This is a genomic window from Candidatus Palauibacter soopunensis (genome assembly GCF_947581735.1).
Classification (GTDB): Bacteria; Gemmatimonadota; Gemmatimonadetes; order Palauibacterales; family Palauibacteraceae; genus Palauibacter; species Palauibacter soopunensis.
The window spans coordinates 179,921-201,380 of the sequence record NZ_CANPVT010000052.1 but is presented as its reverse complement, the minus strand read 5'-3'; the positions used below and the strand labels follow the sequence as shown (position 1 = coordinate 201,380).

Genomic DNA, 21,460 nt, shown 5'->3' with positions numbered 1-21,460 from the left:
GAGGTGGGACGTTAGCCGTTGCGACACCGGTCACGCCAGAATCCGGGGCGGACGGGATCGGTCGGATGGAGGAACCGGTCAGATGGAGAGGTAGTGGCTCACCTTGACGATAAAGACGTTCTCGGCCGGCGCCAGCCACAGCCCCTCGAGGTCCCGGTTGAGGTCGAAGTTGCCGAGCAGGACGCTTTCCCGGCGCGCATGCTGCCAGACGAGGAAGAGCTCGGAACCCGGACGGTACTCCCAACGGAACACCGCGTTGCCTCGCAACGAACGGATGTTGAAATCGCGGTCGCGCGTCGAGTAGTCCAGCGTGCCGTCGCCGTCGAAGTCGAAATAGCGCGAACCGTTGAAGGCGCACGTCGTCCCGCCCGTGCAGCCGGTGACGTCGCCGTTGAAGCGGTAGGCCCGTCCCTCGGCGTATTCGAGGAAGTCGAACGATCCGGGAGCTTCGAGCTGCCGGTAGCCGAGATAGTCGCCCGCCGACAGGAGCGGCTGCGCGTAGAGCTGGAGGCTGAGGTCGGGCGTGAAGGACACGTTCAACCGGGTCTCCATCGAGAACCCCGTCCGCTGGAGATCCCCGAACAGGTATCGCGTGCCGTACGTCGGCTCGTAGTCCATAACCGTCGACCGGGTCACGTACTGCGCGGCGTCCCGCCTGTTCGTGTAGTTCGGGCCCAGCGAGAACCGCCAGTTGGGGAGCGGCCGGTAGGAGATGTTCAGGCCCGTGTTGAAGTCGTGTCCCCGCCCCTGCGCCGCGACGCGGTACGAGAAACGCGGCGACACGTGAAACGACCGGCTCCGGTCCGTATTCGCGTCTACCCGGACGTTGAACTCCGCGGGCTCGGTCATGAGCGGGCCCCCGCGCGTCTGCGTGTCGGACTGGGACTCGGGCGAGTACGAGAAGTTGAGGTTGAAGGCCCAGTTGTTGAGGAACGTGAACCTTCCGCTCATCCACGCGGCGCCCGTGTCGTAGGACCGGCGGAAGTGGTCCGGCCCCCGCACCTTCTCGAGCAGCGAATGACGGAAATTGTGGTACGTGAAGAGGCTGATGTTGTAGTTGCGGAACAGATTGCCCGGTCTGATCTCCCGGTACCCGATCCGACCTCCCACGTCGAGCCGTTCGCCCGTGGTGAGGAAACCGAAGTCGTTGACCTCGAAGCCGGGGGTTTGCTGGCCCACCCATGTGCCCCACGTCCAGTGCTCGCCCTCCTTCTCGAGCTGCACGCGCCAGTCGCTCCCGAACATGGACGTGGCCGTGGAGTCGACCGCGAGGTAGGTGGCGTCGGGGCGCTGGTAGTAGTGGGTTGGATTGCGCTGCAGCCGGATCAGCGCCTCATTCGACCCCTGCACGAGGCTGCCCGAGTAGAAGCCCCACAGGCGGTAGTCGCGGCCGCGGCGTCCGCCCCACTGGTGTTCGAAATCGAGCCCGAAGCTGAACGCCTCCGAGGGGAGGAAGTCGAACGATCCGTCCCCGGGCAGTTCCCGCTTCAGCCCGGTGCCGATGACGCCGACCTTGCTCGCGCCCCCGCGAAAGTCCTGCTGCAGCCTCACGACCGCATGCTCGGCCTGGGGTTCGGCGACGAACCGTCCCAGCGAATCGGCCTGCGCGAAGTACGCCTGCCCCATCTCACGTCCGGTCACGGCCGCCAGCGCGCCGACGGAGAGACCGCTCCGCGTCCGGCCCGTGAGCTTCGCCGCCCCCAGGATCGACGTCAGGTGGGGCTCGGCGTGGAAGTCCGCGTCCCAGGGCCCGGACCCCCGCGGCTCCCGCCCGATCCGCCGGCTGAAGAAGAGCGCCTTGCCGCCGCCCATGCGGCCGCCGCGCGAGCCGGCGAAGGTGAAGATCTGCGCGTCGCGCACGAAGAAGGGGCGCTTCTCGGGGAAGAACGTCTCGAAGGCCGTGAGGTTGATGACCTCGGGATCCACCTCGACCTGCCCGAAGTCGGGGTAGACCGTCGCATCGAGGCTGAAGGCGGAGCCGATCCCCATGCTCATGTCGAGGCCGCCGCGCGGCTCCATCTCGGTGCCGTCGAACAGCGGGTTTCCCGCCGCCGCCGGGGCGGTGTGGTACTGGGACACGGCGAAAGGCCGAACCTCGAACCTCCGGCTCGACCGCGGGAGCTGCAATCCGTCGATCGTGCCGAACTGGCTCACCCGCCCCCGGGCCGTGCGCGACTGCAGGGCGAAGTAGTCCGTCTCGTTCGTCTCGAGCCGCCGCCGCTCGAAGTTGATTCCCCAGGTCTGCATGCCGGGACGCGCTTCGTAGCGGATCTGGGAGAGCGGGATCCGCATCTCCACGGTCCACCCCCGGTCGTCGACCTGCACGGCGGAGTCCCAGATCGCATCCCAGTTCACGTCCTCCTGGGTGTCGCCGAACAGGTACCGGTCCGTCTCCGCGCCCGCGGCGCTGACCTCGAACTCGTAGCCGGTCAGCCCGTCCCGATTCGGATCGAGGGAGAGTTTGAAGGAATCGAAGGAACCGCGCTCATCCCGACGGGTGAGGCGCGCCCGGATCACGTTCGGGTCGCTTTCGTACATCCGCGCGGCGACGTAGATCGCCGCGTCGTCGAACACGACCCGCACCTCGGTCGGCTCGGACGGCTCCGCGCCCTCCAGGGGCACGCCCTGGACGAAATCGGTGATGATGGGGGCCGGCTGCCACGCCTGATCGTCGAGGCGCCCGTCGATCGAGAGCGCCCCCTCGCGACGCACCGCGTCCACGGCCGCCGGCGCCACGCCGCCCCGGAAGACGGTCGCTTCGGGCCCTTCGGGCGGCGAGAGTCCCTCCTGCTGCCCGGAAAGCCCCCACCCCGCCCCGTCTATCGCGAGAGCCGCGAGGACGAACGCCGCGCGGCCCGCTCCATGTCTGCATCCCATATCAGCCGAAACACACCCCGCCGTCAGGTTGTTTAAGCGGACGCGCCCAAAGTTTCCCATTTTGTCGCGCGCGCGCTAGTTTCGATCTTCCGGAACGTACCGGACGTGGTGATTTGAGGCGGATTGCAGCCACGTAAAACAATCGCTAAAGAGCCACGCCCCGGGCGCGATTCTTTAGCGGCCGGGCTTTTTTTGGGGTGAACGCCGTGTCCGAAGGGCGAAGAAAGCGCGTCGCACAGATTCGGGAAGCGCTCGACCGGCGCATTCTCCTGATGGATGGCGGCACGGGAACGATGATCCAGCGGCTGGGCCTCGATGAGGCGGCCTATCGCGCGGGTCCGCTCGCGGATCATCCGCAGCCCCTGTTCGGGAACCACGACGTGTTGTGCCTCACCCGTCCCGACGACATCGAGTCCCTGCACCGCAGCTACCTGGAGGCCGGGGCCGATTTCATCACGACGAACACGTTCAACGCGCAGGCGATATCCCAGACGGACTACGGCATCTCGCCGGAGCACGGCAACGAGCGGCTGATCCACGAACTCAACGTGGCGGCCGCGCGGCTCGCGCGCCGGGCGGCCGACGACTTCACGCGCGACGCTCCGTCCCGCCCCCGCTTCGTGCTCGGGAGCCTCGGCCCGACGAACCGGACGGCGTCCCTTTCGCCGGACGTGGAGAACCCCGCCTTTCGCGCCGTCACGTTCGACGAACTGGCCGCGGCGTACCGCGCCCAGGCGGAGGGGCTGCTGGAGGGCGGCGCCGACGTGCTGCTCGTCGAGACCGTGTTCGATACGCTCAACGCGAAGGCCGCGATCTACGGGATCCTCGAACTCGGCGCGGAGCTTGGCGAGGCGCTCCCCATCGCCGTGTCGGGGACGATTACGGACCTGTCCGGGCGCACGCTCTCGGGGCAGACGGTCGAGGCGTTCTGGCTCTCGATCCGCCACGCGGACCCCCTCTTCGTCGGCCTCAACTGCGCGCTCGGAGCCGAAGAACTCGAGCCCTACGTCGCGGAACTCTCCGCCGTGGCCGACGTCCCCGTGAGCTGCCATCCGAACGCGGGGCTCCCGAACGAGTTCGGGGGCTACGACGACACGCCCGCCCAGGTGTCGGACCTGCTGGGCAATTTCGCCGACCGCGGACTCCTCAACGTCGTCGGCGGCTGCTGTGGGACGGAGCCGGACCACATCCGGGCCATCGCCGAGCGCATGGAGGGCGTGCCGGCACGACAGGTGCCCGTGATCGAGCCGCTGCCCCGGTTCTCGGGACTCGAGCCGCTCGCGATCCGGCCCGACACGCTGTTCGTGAACATCGGCGAGCGCACGAACGTCACGGGTTCGGCCCGCTTCGCGCGTCTGATCCGGGAGGACGACTTCGACGAGGCGGTCGAGGTCGCGCGCGACCAGGTCGTCAACGGGGCGCAGCTTCTCGACGTGAACATGGACGAGGGTCTCCTCGACTCCGAGGCCGCCATGACGCGCTTCCTGAACCTGATTGCGGCGGAACCGGACATCGCCCGCGTACCGACCGTCATCGACTCCTCGCGCTGGGAGGTCATCGAGGCGGGGCTGAAGTGCACCCAGGGAAGGGCGGTCGTGAACTCGATTTCGCTCAAGGAGGGGGAGGAGGCGTTTCTCGAGCAGGCGGCCCTCATCCGCCGCTACGGGGCCGGCGTCATCGTCATGGCCTTCGACGAGCGGGGGCAGGCGGACACGGTGGACCGCAAGCTCGAGATCTGTGCCCGCGCCTACCGCCTCCTGCTCGGCGCCGGCTTCCGTCCGGGGGAGGTCATCTTCGACCCCAACGTCTTCGCGGTGGGGACGGGCATCGCGGAACACGACGAGTACGGGGTCGCCTTCATCGAGGCCGTCCGCCGGATCAAGAGCGAACTCCAGGGCGCGATGACGAGCGGCGGAGTCAGCAATATCTCCTTCTCCTACCGGGGGAACGACGCCGTGCGGGAGGCGATGCACACCGCCTTCCTGTACCACGCGATCGCGGCCGGACTCGACATGGGGATCGTGAACGCGGGGCGGCTTCCGCTCTACGACGACATCGACCCGGAACTGCTCGAAGCGGTGGAGGACGTCCTGCTCGCCCGCCGGCCCGACGCTACCGAGCGGCTGACGGATCTCGCGGGCCGGATCCGGGACGAAGGGGTCGAGACCCGGGTGGACGACGCCTGGCGCTCGGAGGGCGTCGAGGCGCGGCTCGAGCACGCCCTCGTGGAGGGGATCGTCGAGCACATTGAGGAGGACGCCGAGGAGGCCCGTCTCCTGTACGGCAAGGCGCTCGAGGTCATCGAGGGGCCGCTCATGGCCGGGATGAACCGCGTCGGCGACCTGTTCGGCAGCGGGCGCATGTTCCTGCCGCAGGTCGTGAAGTCCGCCCGGGTCATGAAGCGGGCCGTCGCCTTCCTCGTCCCCCACCTGGAGGCGGAAAAGGCGGCAAACGCGACCTCGGCCGGAGCGGCCCGGAAGGGGAAGGGGACGATCCTCCTCGCGACGGTGAAGGGGGACGTCCACGACATCGGGAAAAACATCGTCGGGGTCGTGCTGCAGTGTAACGGCTACGACACCGTGGATCTCGGCGTGATGGTGCCGCCCGACCGCATCCTCTCGGAGGCGCGGACCCGCGGCGTGGACGTGATCGGGCTCAGCGGCCTGATCACGCCGTCGCTGGACGAGATGGTGCGGGTGGCGAGCGAGATGGAGCGGCAGGAGTTCGAGGTGCCTCTCCTGATCGGAGGTGCGACGACCTCGCGGAAGCACACCGCGGTCAAGATCGAGGAACGGTACTCCGGAGCGACCGTGCATGTGCTCGACGCTTCGCGGGCGGTCGGGGTCGTGGGAAAACTGCTCGGCGACGACGGCGGGGCGGACTTCGTGGAGCGGACGCGCGCCGAGTACCGGCGCGTGCGCGACGAGTACCGGGATGGGCGGCGCCCGCTGGCCACGCTCGAGCGCGCCCGCGCGAACCGGCTCTCGATCGATGCGGCGTTGGCGGTGCCGCCGCCGCGGGAACCCGGCGTGCACGTGTACGATCCGTTCCCGCTGGAGGAACTCGTCGACTACATCGACTGGACGCCCTTCTTCCAGACCTGGGAGATGAAGGGGCGCTTCCCCGGGCTGCTCGACCATCCCGAGCGCGGGCCCGCGGCGCGCTCGCTGTACGACGATGCCCGGCGGCTGCTCGACGAGATCATCCGCGACGGGTCCCTGACGGCGCGCGCGGTTGCGGGGCTGTATCCGGCCAGCGCGCGCGGGGACGACCTCGTCCTCTTCTCCCCGGATGGCGGCGGCCTCGAGTTGCTCCGGGTTCCGCACCTCCGGCAGCAGATGGACCGCTCCTCAGGCGCGAACGTCAGCCTGGCCGACTTCGTCCTGCCCGAGACGGCCGGCGCCACGGACTGGAGCGGCGCCTTCGCCGTGACGGCGGGGATCGGCCTCGAGGCGCTCTGTGCCCGCTTCGAGGCGGCGATGGACGACTACGGGAGCCTGCTTGCGAAATCGCTCGCCGACCGGCTGGCGGAGGCGCTGGCCGAACGCCTGCACGAGATCGTGCGCGTCGATCTCTGGGGGTACGCGTCGGACGAGGCGCTGGACAACGAAGCCCGGATCGCGGAGCGCTACGCCGGGATCCGTCCGGCCCCCGGCTATCCGGCGTGTCCCGATCACTCGCAGAAGGCGCTCCTCTTCGACCTGCTCGACGTGGAGCGTCGGCTCGGGATCACGCTCACGGAGAACTACGCCATGCACCCCGCGGCATCGGTGTCCGGCTGGTACTTCGCGCGGCCGGAAGCCCGGTACTTCGGTCTGGGCCGCATCGGGCTCGACCAGGTGGAGGACTACGCCGCGCGCAGCGGGATCTCCGTGGCCGAGGCGGAGCGGCGCCTCTCGCCCAACCTCGCCTACGACCGCGATCCGGTCCTGGAGGCGACCGCATGAGCGACCGGCTGCGGGAGTGGATCGAGGGAGACGGGGTCCATCTGATCGATGGCGCCATGGGGACGGTGCTCTACGAGAGCGGCGTGTTCGTGAACCAGTGCTACGACGAACTGAACCTCACGGAGCCCGACCGGGTGCTGGGCGTCCACGCCGACTACGTGCGGGCCGGGGCGCAACTCATCGAGACCAACACCTTCGGCGCGAACCCCGTCAAGCTCGAGCCGTTCGGCCTCGAACCGTCCGCGCACGAGATCAACGTGGCGGCGGCGCGCCTGGCCCGGCAGACGGCCGGCGGGCGCGCCGAGGTCCTCGGGGCCATCGGTCCGCTTGGCATCCGCATCGAACCGTGGGGCCCCACGTCGGTGGATGAGGCGGCCGACCTCTTCGGGAGACAGGTCGCCGGGCTCGCGGAGGGCGGCGTCGACGGTTTCATGCTCGAGACGTTCTCCGACCTCGACGAACTCCTGCAGGCGGTGCGGGCGGTGCGGAAGGTCGCGGGGGCGGCGCCGGTCTTCGCGCAGATGACGTTCGGAGACGCGGGCCACACGGAGTACGGTGCCACGATCGAAGCCGCGGCAGCCGCGCTGGAGCTGGCCGGCGCGGACGTCATCGGCCTCAACTGTTCGGTCGGTCCCTCCTCCATGCTGTTCGGGGTAGAGCGCATGGTGGCGGCCACGTCGCGGCCGGTGTCGGCGTTGCCCAACGCGGGGCTGCCCCGCGACATCGGCGACCGGAAGATCTATCTCGCGAGTCCCGAGTACATGGCCCGTTATTCCCGACGCATGGCGGCGGCGGGCGCGCGCTTCGTCGGAGGCTGCTGCGGCACGTCGCCCGAACACACGCGCCTCACCGCGACGCTGCTCGGGACCGACGGCCCAGGGCCGGCTCGCGTGTCGGTCTCCGCTCCGAGCGAGGCCGCCGGCCGGTCGGCGACCGAGCCGCCGCCGCTCGCTGGCCGCTCCGCACTCGGACGCCGTCTCGCGCTCGGCGAGTTCGTCGGGGCGGTTGAGTTGACGCCGCCCCACGGGTGGGATCCGAGTGATCTGGTGGCGGGAGCCGGCCGGCCCCGCGACGCCGGCGTGCACGCCGTCCACATCGTTGACGGCCCGGCGCACCGGAGCCGCATCGCCTCGCTCCCCGCCGCCATCGTCATCGAGCGCGAACTCGGCATGGAGACCGTCCCGCACTACAGCTGCCGCGACCGCAACATGCTCGGCATGCTGAGCGACCTCCTCGGCGCCGCCGCGGCCGGCGTCCGCAATGTCTTCCTCATCACGGGCGACCCACCGCGCGGCGGCCCCTACGACACGGGTGGCGTATACGATATCGACAGCATAGGACTCACGAACATCGTCCGGCAGTTGAACCTCGGGCTCGATCCGGGGGGGAGTTCGATCGGCGCCCCGACCTCGTTCGTGAAGGGGGTCGCCGCGAATCCGGGCGCCGTCGACCCGGAGGAGGAGATCCGGCGTTTCGCCTGGAAGGCCGAGGCGGGCGCGGATTTTGCCGTCACGCAGCCCATCTTCGATCCGGAGAAGTTCCTCGCCTTCGCGCGCGAGATCGAAGGCTTCGGTGTGCCGCTCCTCGTGGGTCTCTGGCCTCCGCTATCGCTGGAGAACGCCGAGTTCCTGGCGCACGAGGTGCCCGGAGTCGACGTACCGCTCGACTTGCTGGAACGCATGGCGGGCGCGCAGGCGCGAGGCGCCGAGGCGGCCGCGCGCGAAGGCGTCGCCGCCGCGCGCGCGGTGCTGCAAGCGGTGCGGCCTCATGCCGCGGGCGCCCTCATCAGCACCCCCGGAAACGACGTCGACCGCGCCGCCGCCGTGTTGCGCGACGCCTGATTCTCAGGTAGCGCGGAGGCGGCTCGCCAACGCGTTAGCGAGAGCTTCGCTGCCAGCGCAGGTCGGATCGCTCTCCTCCGACGCGTGGCGCGCCCGTCAGCCGGCCCCGTCGAGCGCCTGCAGCTTGGCGCGCGCGTCGCGGGCGGGTTCGAACGCTTCGTCGGCGGGTTCCCAGGCCGCGAGGGCGCTGCGCAGGTGTTCCACGGCGCCGGACATGTCCCCGCGTGCTTCGAGTACCCGCGCCATCTCGAGGTGGGCGTGCGGGTCCGCGGGTCGCAGGCGGAGCGCCTCCCTCAGTTCCGCTTCGGCTTCCTCCAGCCGGCCCGCCTTTCGGAGCGCGGATCCGGCCTGGCGGTGCATGTTCCGGTCGCCATCCAGGGCCATCGACTCCCGGTAGTTGAGGACGGCCGACTCGTAGTCGCCGGCGAGTTCGTCGATCCGGCCCAGATCGCCGGTCAGCATGGCGCGCTGCAACCCGACGTCGAGGGTCTCCATCGCGTCGAGAGCGGCGTCGTAGGCGGCCCGGGCCCGGCTCACGTCTTCCGCGCCGAGCGCGACGTGAATCCTGAAGTGGGGGACCGAGAAGTCGGCGATGGGCGGCTGAAGCGTGGCCTCCAGTTCCTCGAACAGGGCCTCGGCGTCGTCCTGCCGCCCGGCGTCGACGTAGAGGTCGATGAGTTCAAGCCGATCCTCCGCCATCAGCGCGGGCGTCATCACGGCAGCGAGCGCGTCGAACCGGGCGTCCGCCGTCCGGATCGCGTCTTCCATCTGCCCGCGGAAGCGGTAGTACGCGACCATCCCCTCCAGCGCCTCGGCCCGCTGCAGCGCGCCGCGCGCCAGGTCGAGCGCCCGGTCGTGTCCCGCCAAGGCCTCATCAAACCGCCCCACAACGAGATCGAGCGACGCGAGTCGACTCGCCAGTTCCGGTCGGACCGGTTCGATGATGATCGCCCGCTCCAGGTATTCCCGTGCGGTATCGTGCGCCCCGCTACGCCGCTCGAGCCCGGCCAGGGCCACGTAGCCAGTGTGATCCTCCGGGAACCGTTCCACGTATCGCGCGAGCGTCTCCCGCGCCTCGTCCTGCCTCCCGAGTTCGAGTTGAGCGTCGGCGATCTGTCTGAGAAGCGAGTGCTCGGCGGGGCTCACGCGGTACAGCCTTTCCAGCGTCCGGATCAGCCCCTCGAGGTCCCCGCGCAGCAGTTGAACGAAGCTGTAGTTGCGGAGCGCGTTTGGATCCTCCGGATGGAGTTCGACCCACATCTCGACGACAGCCCACGCCTTCTCCGGCTGCTGCGTGAGGAAGTAGTAGTCCGATTTCACGAGGAAGTGGAAGCGCTCCGGCAGCCGGTACAGGTGGTCGACCGCCGCCTGGATCGCGGGAACGGCCTCCGCGGGACGGTTGCTGGCCAGCAGCATGACGGCGAGCTGGTGCTGAGCCAGCGTGAACGTCGGATCGAGTTCGGCCGCGGCGCGCACTTCCCTGAGCGCGGCCCCCAGGTCCGGCGGCTCAACGAGTACTGCCGCCGTGCCACGCCCGTAGGCTTCCCATGCGGCGTCGGTCGCGGTCAACCGCTCACGCGCGGGGAGGTCTTCGACGCCGTCTCGATCCGGAATACCGAGACCCTCGGCGAGCGCGACGGACATCTCGTCGACGAGCCCCAGGATATCCGGCCCTTCGTGCACCGTCGCGCTGATCTGCGAGCCGCTCGCCGTCTCGTGCAGGGTCAGCGTGATGCGGTAGCCTCCCTCTCCGCGCTCGATCCCGCCGCTGGCGATGAAGGCCGCGTAAACCTCCTCCGAGACCTCGCGTTTGAGCGCCAGCGGTACGTCGAGCAGGCTGGGGAAGCCGCGTTCCCACAGGCGCGTGGTGAACAGGGCGGCAGGAATCGGTTCGAAGAACTCGTCCGCGCTCAGGTCCACCTGCATGGCCATCGGCGCCATGTAGGCGAGCCACGTCTCGTCCTCGCCCAGACCAGGACCGATGTCGAAAGGGAAGATCGCCGTCCGCTTCCGAAACTCGGCCTTCGGTATGACGCGCTCGAGGGTCTCTCCGTCCTCCGTTTCGACGGTCACGGACGTGGTCGCCGCCCCGAGGTCCCGTCCCCCGAAGACGAGCACGAGGACGACGAGCGCGACGACCAGATTGGCGGGAATCCCGATCTTCTCGAGCAGCGGAACCTCGTCCCGCCCCTGCCGGCCGTGGAACCAGGCGAGCAGGAGCACGCTCGGGAAGAGGAGCAGCACCAGGAGCAGCGCCACGCGCGTCCAATGCGGTGAGAGGAGGAATTCGTCGACCAGGAAGTTGACGACCTCCACGAATCCCCACGAGGCGCCGGCGTAGATGGCGAGAACATGGGGAACGCGACGTTCGAAGAGGTCCTTCGCCAGCCCCACCATGGACAGTCTCCTCGCGGAGGATACTCGGCCGGCAGCCACCGTCCGAGGTTCCGCAGTTTGTGTGCTCGAACGGTGCCCACGCAACTTGCGGCGCCCCCCGACCTTCCGAGGTCGCGGTATGCCCTGCGGTTGGACAAAGGAACGGAATCGATATGCTGGCTGAAGTACGTCCTCCAGCGGTGCGCCGGCTGCCTGGGCTGACGGCGTCGTGAACCGGCCGTCGCTTCAAGAGATCGCGGCGCAGGTGCGGCGCGGCGAAGGGCGCGCGCGCCGCGAGGCGGAGGCGGCGATCCGGCGCCAGGCGGCAAGCGATCTGGACGCGTACGTCGCCTTCGATCCCGCGGCGATCCGGGAGCGGGCCGCCACCGTCGACCAGGTAGCCTCGAGAGGTGAAGATCCCGGTCCCCTCGCCGGTGTCATGGTGTCCGTAAAGGATCTTTATGCACTCGACGGATATCCGCTGTCCGCCGGCACGAAGCGGCCGCTTCCGGCGTGGTCCGAGGGCTTCCTGGTCCGATCCCTCCGGCGCCGAGGGGCCGTGTTCACCGGCAAGACCCACACGGTGGAGTTCGCCTTCGGCGCCGTGGGTCTCAACCCCAACACGGGGACGCCCGTCAATCCGTGGGATCCCGATGAACACCGGGCCCCGGGGGGGTCGTCCGCTGGCGCCGGGGTGAGCCTCTGGGAGGGTTCGGCGCGCATCGCCCTCGGCTCCGACACGGGCGGCTCCATCCGCATCCCCGCCTCGGCGACCGGCGTGGTCGGCATGCGGCCGACGACCGGCCGCTGGCCGACCACCGGCGTCGTCCCCCTCAGCACGACGCTCGACACGGTCGGGTTGCTCACCCACACCGTGGGGGACCTTCGGCATGCCTTCCTCTCCCTCGACCCTCCGGCGGGATCCGACCGCGAGCCCGCGGGATCCCTGTCCGAGGGGGTATCCGGACTGCGGATCGGGGTCCCGGCATCCCGCCTGTGGACTGGCGCGGAGCCCGATATCGCGGCCGTCGTTCGGGGCGCGCTCGCCGAGCTCGAGGCCGCCGGTGCGACGCTCCTCGACATCGACGTGCCCGAACTCGACGAAGCAGGGGAGCGCTACTTCGACGGCCGGATCGTGCAGCCGGAGTTCCTGGGGTTTCTGGAACGTGAACTGCCGGAGTGGATTCCGCTGCTGCACTCGATCATCGGCAAGCGGCTGGGGGCGGCGGGCGACGTGCGGGCGGTCGACTACCTGGCCGCCCTTGACGCGCGCCGCCACCTGTCCGCGCGGGCCCACGCCCGACTGATCGCGGAGCGCGTGGACCTCCTGGCGACGCCCACCCTGCCGATCGCGCCGCCGCCGCTTGCTGCCCTGTCGCGCCTCGGCGCGTACCGCGACGCGAACCGGCTCATGCTTTCCGGCACGTGCCCGGCCAGCATGCTCGACATGTGCGCGATCTCGCTCCCGGCCGGGCTGGACGGAGAGGGCATGCCCGTCGGTCTGCAGCTGATGGGACCCTCCGGCGGGGACCTGAGGCTCCTCGCGCAGGCGGCCGCCGCGGAGGCGGTCCTCGGGACGAACCTGACGCGACTGGGAACGCCGCCGCGGGTCCCCTCATAGCGGATCCGAACGCTACGGGGCCCCGGAATCCTGCGGGGCCGGACCCTACTGGGCCGGATCGGACGCCCTGGGATAGGACCCCAGGATCTTGAAGGACGACGCGCGCTCCCTGATCCGGTCCAGGGCTTCCCCTACGAAGGGGTCCATACGGTGCCCCTCGAAATCGATGAGGAAGATGTACCGTCCCAGGCTGCTCTTCTCGGGGCGCGATTCGATCTTCAGCATGTTGATGCGCCGGTTCGCCAGCTCGCCGAGCGCCTGGTAGAGCGTGCCCGGACCGTCCGCCGCGAAGTCGAAGCAGATCGAGGTCTTGTCCTTCCCCGTCGGCTCGTGATCCCTGGGCGCCAGCACGACGAACCGGGTGCGGTTCCCCGGGACGTCCTCGATGTGGCCTTCCCGCACGAAGGCGTGGAGAACCTCGGCCGCGCGCCAACTCGATATGGCCGCCGCTCCCGGCCCTTCGATCTGCATGTCCTCCACGGCCCTCACCGTGCTCAGCGAGGCCATGGTTGCCGCATTCGGAAGTTTGCGCGCCAGGTAGTCCCGGCACTGGGCGATCGCCTGCGGATGGGAATAGACGATCCGTACTTCGTCGAAGTCGACGCCGCCCTCCGTCAGCAGACAAAGGTGGATCGGAAGGACGACTTCACGCCGGATCCGAAGGTCCGTCCGGTGGACGAGGAGGTCGGTCGTCGAGGTGACGGGGCCTTCCGTGCTGTTCTCCAGCGGGACGAGCGCCTCGTCGATCTCCTTTTCCTCCGCCGCACGCACGACGCTCTCGATGTCCCCGAACGGCACGTGACGCGCCATCGGATCGTAACGCCGCGCCGCCTGCTCGCTGAACGTTCCGGGAGGCCCGAGGTAGCCGACCCTGGTCCGTCCGCTCCCCGTTCCCCAGATCTCCGCGGCAACCTTCCGCGCACCACCACGCATCGCATTCATCCGGCAAGGTACACCGGTCACAAGGCCGGCGTGACCCGTGCGCCCCTGGATCGTCTTTGGAGGGAAGGGGAGCGGGTTCCCGTGAGGGGCGCATGACGCGAACCGCAGGGAAAGGTACTGCTGCAATGAACCGACTCGTCGCTACGATCATCGCCGCCTCGTTGTCCGCGGGCTGCGCCAGTTACCATGCAGTCGTGAAGACCGGCGTTGAACCCGGGCCCCGCAAGGTCGAGGACAAGTGGGCGGACAGTTGGGCCGGCGGTCTCGTGGCGCCGGACGCCGTGGACGCCGAGCCAGGGTGCGGCGAGGACGGCGTGGCTCTCATAGAGACAAAAATCTCCTTCCTGAACCAGCTGGTTTCGACGCTCACGCTCGGCATCTACTCGCCCATGGAGATCATTGTGACGTGCGGGAGCGCCGAAGAGACGGGCGAGACGCAGCCGGAGGATGGCTCGGACGGAGGCTGACGGGCCGCCTTCCGCTGCCCCCGAAGCGGCGTCTATCTTCGACGGACGATCAACCGTCGTCGTCGACTACGCCCCGGAGCCACGCCATGAACCGCATCCCGCGTCTGTTCTCTTCACCGCTGGCACTCTCTCTCCTCATACCGTTCGCCGGTCCCGGCGGCCCCGTCCCGCTGGAGGCGCAGGAGGCCGCCCCCGGGGCGGTGACGCTCGATTCCGCGTTCCTGGCGGGATACCGCTGGCGCAACCTGGGTCCCGACCGGGGCGGGCGTTCCATCGCTACGAGCGGGGTCGTGGGGCGTCCGCTGGAGGGCTACTTCGGCGCCACCGGAGGGGGACTGTGGAAGACGACGGACGGGGGCGAGAACTGGTTCCCGGTCACGGACTTCAAGATCACGTCGGCGTCGGTCGGGGCGGTCGCCGTTTCCGAGACCGATCCGGACCTCGTCTTCATCGGCATGGGCGAGACCTGCATCCGCGGCAACATCATGCCGGGGGACGGCGTGTACCGGAGCCGGGACGCGGGCGAGACGTGGGAGCACGTTGGCTTCTCCGAATCCGACGCCATCGCGAACATTCGCATCCATCCCACGGATCCGAACATCGTCTATGTCGCGTCGTTCGGGAAATACAGCGTGCCGAGCGAGGAGCGCGGCCTCTTCCGGAGCACGGATGGGGGCGATACGTGGGAGCGCATCCTCTTCCGCGACGAGCGCACGGGCGCCGTGGACATCGCCCTCGACCGCAACAACCCGGACGTGATCTACGTGGCGCTGTGGGAGGCCTTCCGCAAGGAATACACGATGTCCTCCGGGGGGCCCGGAAGCGGGATGTTCAAGAGCACCGACGGGGGCGACACGTGGACGGAGATCACCCGGAACCCCGGCATGCCGGAGTCGGGGGTCGTGGGGAAGATCGGGCTGGCGGTCTCGAGCGCGGATTCGGAGCGCGTGTACGCCATGTTCGAGCACGCGGACGGGGGGCTGTTCCGCAGCGACAACGGCGGCGACACGTGGGAGTTGGTGAACGATGAACGCCGCATCCGGCAGCGCGCCTTCTACTACACGCACGTGTTCGCCGACCACCACGACCCCGACGTCGTGTACGTGCAGAACACCTCGCTCTTCCACTCGATCGATGGAGGCGAGACCTACGAGGTCATCAACAACGGGACGCACGGGGACTTCCACGACTTCTGGATCAGCCCGGAGGATCCCGCGCACCTCATCGTGGCCAACGACGGCGGCGGCGCGGTCAGCTTCGACACGGGGCAGCACTGGACGGACCAGGAGTTCTCGACCGCCCAGTTCTACCACGGCGTAGCGACGGCCCACGTGCCCTTCCACGTCTGCGGTTCGCAGCAGGACAACAGTACGCTGTGCCTGCCCTCGGCCTGGAACGCGAACCGGTTCGGCTTCGGCGAGGCGCCCGGGTTCGGCGGCGGGCAGCCCGCGAGCATCACCGAGGGTTCGATGGAGGTCGCGTACCGCGCCGGGGGCGGGGAACCGGGCTACATCGCGCCGGACCCGAAGGATATCGACGTCTTCTTCTCGGGAACGAACAACGGACGCTACCTCGACCGCTACAACCGCCGCCTCGGCACGTCGCGAGAGGTGAATCCCTATCCCTGGTTCTACTCGGGCGAGCCCGCGAGCGAGATGGTGGAGCGCTGGCAGTGGACGTTCCCCATCATCTTCTCCCCCATCGACCCGAACGTTCTCTACACATCGTCGAACCGGCTCTGGAGGACGACGAACGGGGGCGACGACTGGGAGGCGATCAGCGGCGACCTCACCCGCGCCGACCCCATGACGCTGGGCCATTCCGGCGGACCGATCACCGGGGACATGAACGGGCCGGAGGTCTATGCGACGATCTTCTCGGTCGGGCCGGGCAAGGTGGACATCGACGTGATCTGGACGGGGTCGGACGACGGCCTCGTACACGTGACGCGCGACGGCGGCGCGACGTGGACGAACGTGACGCCGCCGGACATGCCGGACTTCGGCCGCGTGAGTCAGATCGACGCGTCGGCGTTCGAGGCGGGTCGTGCGTACGTCTCCGTGCGGAAGCCGCTCCTCAACGACGTCTCGCCCTACATCTGGAAGACGGACGACTACGGGAGGACGTGGACGAAGATCGTGGACGGGATCCGCGATGACGCCTACGTGCACGCGGTGCGCGAGGACCCGAACCGGGAGGGGTTGCTGTACGCCGGGACGCAGCACGGCATGTACGTGTCGTACGACGACGGGGCGAACTGGCAGGCGTTGAACCCGGGGTTCCCGGACCTGCCGGTCTCGGACGTCATCGTGGAGCACAACGAACTGGCGATCGCGAGCCACGGCCGCGGGTTCTGGGTGCTCGACAACCTCGCGCCGCTGCGTCAGGCGCGCCCCGGGCTGACGGAGGAGGCGGTCGCGCTGTTCGATCCGGCCACCGCGTACCGCTCCGCCAACGGCGTGACGCTGTCCTGGTGGTTCCGGGAGGCGCCGGAGGAGGCCCGGCTCGAGATTCTCGACGCATCGGGCGCCGTGCTGCGCACCTACGAGCCGGCCGCGCCTCCGGACCCGGCCGCGGAGGAAGATTCGACGGCCGTGGAGGGAGAGGCGCCGCCGACCCCGGCCCGCGACCGCTGGGCCGGACCTTCGATGCCGGCCGAAGCGGGGCTCAACATGCTGCAGTGGGATCTGCGGACCGCGCCCGCCGCGACCTTCCCCGGCATGATCCTGTGGGGCGTGCGTACGATGTCGCCCGCCGTGCCGCCGGGGACGTACACGGTGCGGCTGACCGCGGACGGCGACGTGCAAGCGACGGAGGTCGAGGTCGCCCGGCACCCGTGGATCGAGGACGTGACGGACGCCGATCTGCAGGAGCAGTTCGAGTTCGGGATGCGGATCCGGGCGCGGGTGGACGAGGCGAACTCGGCCGTGATCGCGATCCGGCGCGTGAAGTCGCAACTCGACGACCGGCTTGAAGCCTCGGACGACGCCGCGCTCGCGGAAGCGGCGGAGGCCCTGCGAACGGCGGCTTCCGCGGTGGAGGGCGACATCTACCAGGTGCGGAACCGCAGCAACCAGGATCCGCTGAACTTCCCGATCCGGGTGAACAACCGGCTCGCGAACCTGCTCTCGATGTCGGAGCGGGGCGATGGCCGGCCCGGGAGCGGCATGTACGAGGTGTTCGAGATCATGGTGGCCGAACTCGAGGGCTACACGACGCGACTCGACGAGGTATGGCGCGTGGAGTTGGCCGCGGTGAACCGCGAGCTGGAACGTCTGGGACTCGCCCCGGTGGATCCGGCCGACGAGACGGTCGAGCTCGTCTCCTGAAACGACTGAAGGCCAACGGCTGAAGGCCCGGGAAGGCGTTCCGGCGGGAACGTCCTCCCGGGCCTCCGTTCAAGCCGTCCGGACGTGTTCGTTCAGCCGGCCTCGGGGAGCTGGCTCACGAACTCGATCATGCGCTGCTGCTGGTCTTCGTCGGGCAGACGCCCCATCCCGCCGCCGAGGTTGTCCACCATGTGCTCCGCGCGGCTCGTAGCCGGGGTCACGACGGTCACGGCGGGGTGCGCGGCGGCGAACTTGATGAAGAACTGGGCCCAGGAATGGGCGTCGAACTCGCTCGCCCACTCCGGCACTTCGCGGTCGCCCACGCGCGACCACAGCCGGGAGCGTCCGAAGGGCACGTAGACGAGCACGCCGATCTTCCGCTCGGCCGCGAGCGGCAGGATCTCCTCGGCGGCGCTCACGTTGTCCACCGCGTAGTCGATGCCGATGAAGTCGAGGGGATAATCCTGCATGGACTGAATGAGCGCCGGGTACTGCCGCTTGCTCGTGGAGGTGATCCCGATATAGCGGACGCGCCCGGCCGCCTTCAGTTCCTCGAGGATCCCGACCTGCACCGGCGGATCTCCCAGGTTGTGGACCTGGATGCAGTCGATGACGGGGACGCCGAAGTATTCGAACGAGCGCTCGATCTGGGCCCGTGCAGCGTCCGGATCCGCGGAGCCCCCGCCCCGCCCGGCCACGTTCACCTTCGTCGCCCAGAAGATGCGGTCGGAGATCCCGAGCCTCCGGCAGATGTCTCCCGCCGCCCTCTCGGACGCCCCACGCCCGTAGCTGGGTGCGGTGTCGAACACCGAGCCGCCGCCGTCCACCAGCGCCTGCATGACGCCTTCGATCTGCGTGTGGTCGTCGCTGAGCGCCACGCGCTGAAAGGTTGCCGAACTCCCGAGGCCGACGATCGGCAGTTCCTCCCCGGTGGAGGGGATGGGCCGCGTGATCATCTCCTGGCTCGCGAACGCGCGCAGGATGCGGGGGTTGAGAGAGAGAGCCGCGCCCGCGGCGGCGGTGGAACGGAGCCAGTCGCGTCGAGTGAACATCTTCGGATCTTCCTCGTGCTGGGGTTGTGACCGAGGCACCAAACGTGCCCGTACCGCGCCGACGGTCGGGTAACACTTCACGCGGCTCAACCGCTGTCCCGCCTCGGGCGGCGTCTGGGGCATCGCCCCGGCGGCGGTTCTTCCGAAGCGAGCGGTGTACGTTTCAGCCTGCTCCGGCCTCCAGGGCGGCGACCTCGGCCATGATACGGTCGAACTGGGTGGCGGCGCGCTGCGGAGCGAGGTTGCACAGGTAGACGTGCGCAGCCCCCTGACGCCGGAGGGCGACGATGGTCTCTGCGCAGTGCCGCTCCGGAGTAACCCCGGCTTCAAAGGCCGAAGCCACCGCTTCAACCGGTACGGGGAAGAAGCGGGAAAGCCGCTCCAGTACCGTCCGGCGGCCGTTCCGGTAGTAGAAGACGCCGAACGAGCCGGGAATTTCCAGGCCCTCCCGCTCCGCACCCGCCAGCCAGCGCCCCACGAGCGGAAGGTCATGATGGGAAACCACTTGCGTGAGATAGTAGTCCGCCTCGAACTCCGGGTCCGTGGCGAAACCGATCTGCTCCGCGAGCGGGCGGTGGAGGTTGACCCAGCCACCGAGCGACAACCCCTTCGCCCGTTCCCGAAGCTGGCGCCGAAGCATGTAACCGTGCGGGACGCAACGGTCGGCTCCGCGCACGCGGTCGCCCCCCGTCACCGTAAGACTCTCGACGCCGCGGGCTCGCGCCCGGTCGCCGTAGCGCAGGCAGTAGTCGAGCGGGTGGAGACAGGTGAGGAAAGGCACCACCCGCCAGGGTTCGACCTCGGTTGCGAGGTTGGCCGTGAGGTGCTGGAGGTTCTCCTCCTCCTCCTCGCCCACCGCGCTGTCCGTGAGCATGAGGAAAGCGTCGCGCGCCGCGACACCTCTAATGGCGTGGGAGAGGTCGATCCACATGTCCATCGCGCCGCCGCGCGTGAGTCCGCTTCGCGGCGGCCGGAGTTCGATCGTCAGCGTCGGCTCTTCCCCACGCAGCCGCTTCACGAACCGGCTGGAGCCCGGTTCCCGGGAGGTGCGCTGGGGAGGTGTCGTGTCGCTCACGCCGGAAGATCTCGCCTGGTTCGTCGCGTGGCCCCATGGAACGGGGTTCGGAACGAAGGAGGATGCGGCGCCGGAGTTCCGTTGCAAAGGCGGCGGCCGAGGGTTCCGTTTCGGCGGGTCCCATGCACCGCGACCGGAGGAGTCCGGGTGACGGAAGAAACGACGAACGAAACGATCATCGCCGACAAGGCGTTGGCGGAGGACATCCTCACGCTCCTCGCGCGCACGCCCGGCACCGTGCGAGTGCTGCTCGAGGATCTGCCGCCGGATCTCCTGCACGCGGACGAAGGTGAGGGGACGTTCAGCCCGTTCAGCGTTCTGGGACACCTCATCCAGGGCGAAATCGACGACTGGATTCCGCGGACGCGCTGGATTCTCGAACACGGACGCGACCGGGCATTCCCGCCGTTCGATCGGTTCGCGCACGTCGAACGAACCCGCGACCGCTCGCTGGACGAGCTGCTCACCGAGTTCGAGACGCTGCGCGAGACCGGACTCGCGGTGCTGCGGGAGGTGGTTGAGGGCGAGGCCGATCTCGACGCGGGGGGACTTCACCCGGAACTGGGCGAGGTCACGCTGCGGCAGCTGCTCACCACCTGGGCCGTCCACGACCTGAATCACATCGCCCAGATCACGCGCGTGGTCGCCCACCAGTTCGAGGACGAGGTCGGGCCATGGAAGGCGTACCTCCCCATCCTCCAACACGACCGGTAGGCACATGGCGCCGGCCGAGCGATACGCCTTCGGCGGAAGCCAGCCGTTCCAGCGGGGCGGCTACGTCGGTCGGTCCCGTTGCTCCGCTTCGGCTGCTCGGACGGCGGCGGCGAGGGAGTCCGTGTAGGGCGGGCGGTGGATGCCGCGTTCCGTCACGATGCCGGTCACGAGTTCGCGGGGCGTGATGTCGAAGGCGGGGCTGTACACGCCGGCCTCCTCGGGGGCGAGGAGAGGGCCGAAGCCCCGGCGGACCTCGTCCGGGTCCCGGTGCTCGATCGGGATGTCCGCCCCGGTGGGCGTCCCGAGATCCACGGTGGAGGTCGGCGCGAGGACGTAGAACGGAACTCCGTGGCGGTGGGCCAGCACGGCCAGGGGATAGGTGCCGATCTTGTTCGCGACATCGCCATTGGCGGCGATGCGGTCGGAGCCGACGAAGGCGATGTCCGGCGGGTCCGAGGCAAAGAGCGACCCGGCCATGTTGTCGGCGAGCACAGTGACCTCGATGCCGGCGCGCGAAAGCTCCCACGCCGTGAGGCGGCTCCCCTGGAGGAGGGGGCGGGTCTCGTCGGCGAAGACGCGGACCCGGCGACCGGTCTCGGCCGCGACGTAGACCGGGGCGAGGGCCGTCCCGATGCCTCCCGTCGCGAGCGACCCCGCGTTGCAATGCGTGATCACGGACTCGCCGCCCGCAAGCAGCGCCGCCGCGTGCTCGCCGATCGCGCGGCACATGCGGCGATCCTCCTCGTGGATGGCGTCGGCCTCCGCCGCCAGCGCCGCGGCCAGTGTTTTCGCGTCGCCGTTGGCCGCCTCCAGCCGGGCACGCAGGCGTCGGACCGCCCACGCGAGGTTGACTGCCGTTGGCCGCGCGTTCGCGAGCCGTTCGGCCCAGCCGGCGAACCGGCTCCGCAAGTTGTCCGCCGAGACCCCTTCGGCGGCGGACTGCCGCGCCAGGGCGGCCAGACCGATGGCGGCCGTGATCCCGATGAGCGGCGCCCCCCGCACGCGCAGGCTGCGGATCGCCTCGATGAAGTCTTCGAGGGTCGAGAGTTCCTTCTCCTCGTGGACGCCGGGAAGGAGCGTCTGGTCGAGGATCAGCGCGCTCAGACCCCCGGGGGCCCAGCGGATCGTTTCCGGCACCGAAAACTCGCGCTCGTTCATGCCGCGCAACCTATCCGGCGGCGGGAAAGGCGCTACCTTGACTGCCACGGGACATCCCGCA

12 protein-coding genes and 1 riboswitch are annotated in these 21,460 nt (G+C 69.3%); of the genes, 6 read left to right on the top strand and 6 right to left on the bottom strand.

What is annotated here, in order from left to right:
* Positions 1-78 precede the first annotated feature (78 nt).
* Positions 79-2,877, bottom strand: coding sequence for a DUF5916 domain-containing protein (locus RN901_RS13240; protein ID WP_310758762.1), 2,799 nt, complete (start codon positions 2,875-2,877; stop codon positions 79-81).
* A 95-nt stretch (positions 2,878-2,972) separates the two neighbouring features.
* A riboswitch (SAM riboswitch) is annotated at positions 2,973-3,046 on the top strand.
* Positions 3,047-3,083: 37 nt separating this feature from the next.
* On the opposite strand from RN901_RS13240, the gene metH reads away from it, so the two are divergent.
* Both metH and RN901_RS13230 read left to right on the top strand, forming a co-directional pair.
* On the top strand, positions 3,084-6,824 hold the full coding sequence (gene metH, locus RN901_RS13235; protein ID WP_310758761.1) for a methionine synthase: 3,741 nt from the start codon (positions 3,084-3,086) through the stop codon (positions 6,822-6,824).
* Complete coding sequence (locus RN901_RS13230; RefSeq protein WP_310758760.1) at positions 6,821-8,665, top strand: bifunctional homocysteine S-methyltransferase/methylenetetrahydrofolate reductase; 1,845 nt, start codon at positions 6,821-6,823, stop codon at positions 8,663-8,665. Before metH ends, RN901_RS13230 begins: the two co-directional genes overlap by 4 nt.
* Before the next feature lie 96 nt (positions 8,666-8,761).
* On the opposite strand, the gene RN901_RS13225 is transcribed toward RN901_RS13230, so the two are convergent.
* Positions 8,762-11,062, bottom strand: a complete 2,301-nt coding sequence (locus RN901_RS13225) for a tetratricopeptide repeat protein (protein WP_310758759.1) — start codon at positions 11,060-11,062, stop codon at positions 8,762-8,764.
* 208 nt (positions 11,063-11,270) lie between these two features.
* On the opposite strand from RN901_RS13225, the gene RN901_RS13220 reads away from it, so the two are divergent.
* Complete coding sequence (locus tag RN901_RS13220) at positions 11,271-12,662, top strand: amidase (RefSeq protein ID WP_310758758.1); 1,392 nt, start codon at positions 11,271-11,273, stop codon at positions 12,660-12,662.
* Between the two features lie 45 nt (positions 12,663-12,707).
* On the opposite strand, the gene pheA is transcribed toward RN901_RS13220, so the two are convergent.
* A complete protein-coding gene (gene pheA / locus RN901_RS13215; RefSeq protein WP_310758757.1) occupies positions 12,708-13,595 on the bottom strand; it encodes a prephenate dehydratase in 888 nt (295 codons plus the stop codon).
* A 134-nt stretch (positions 13,596-13,729) separates the two neighbouring features.
* Between pheA and RN901_RS13210 the strand changes: the two genes are divergently transcribed.
* Positions 13,730-14,071, top strand: a complete 342-nt coding sequence (locus tag RN901_RS13210) for a hypothetical protein (RefSeq protein WP_310758756.1) — start codon at positions 13,730-13,732, stop codon at positions 14,069-14,071.
* A gap of 86 nt (positions 14,072-14,157) precedes the next feature.
* Positions 14,158-17,400, top strand: a complete 3,243-nt coding sequence (locus RN901_RS13205) for a hypothetical protein (RefSeq protein ID WP_310758755.1) — start codon at positions 14,158-14,160, stop codon at positions 17,398-17,400.
* A 92-nt stretch (positions 17,401-17,492) separates the two neighbouring features.
* On the opposite strand, the gene RN901_RS13200 is transcribed toward RN901_RS13205, so the two are convergent.
* Both RN901_RS13200 and RN901_RS13195 read right to left on the bottom strand, forming a co-directional pair.
* Positions 17,493-18,452 (bottom strand): aldo/keto reductase, encoded by a 960-nt coding sequence (locus RN901_RS13200; RefSeq protein WP_310758754.1) that lies wholly within the window; start codon positions 18,450-18,452, stop codon positions 17,493-17,495.
* Positions 18,453-18,615: 163 nt separating this feature from the next.
* Complete coding sequence (locus tag RN901_RS13195) at positions 18,616-19,527, bottom strand: hypothetical protein (protein ID WP_310758753.1); 912 nt, start codon at positions 19,525-19,527, stop codon at positions 18,616-18,618.
* A gap of 147 nt (positions 19,528-19,674) precedes the next feature.
* Here RN901_RS13195 and RN901_RS13190 point away from each other — a divergent pair, with 147 nt between their 5' ends.
* A complete protein-coding gene (locus RN901_RS13190; RefSeq protein ID WP_310758752.1) occupies positions 19,675-20,241 on the top strand; it encodes a DinB family protein in 567 nt (188 codons plus the stop codon).
* Between the two features lie 60 nt (positions 20,242-20,301).
* Here RN901_RS13190 and mtnA read toward each other — a convergent pair whose 3' ends face one another.
* On the bottom strand, positions 20,302-21,399 hold the full coding sequence (gene mtnA / locus RN901_RS13185; protein WP_310758751.1) for an S-methyl-5-thioribose-1-phosphate isomerase: 1,098 nt from the start codon (positions 21,397-21,399) through the stop codon (positions 20,302-20,304).
* Positions 21,400-21,460: the final 61 nt, after the last annotated feature.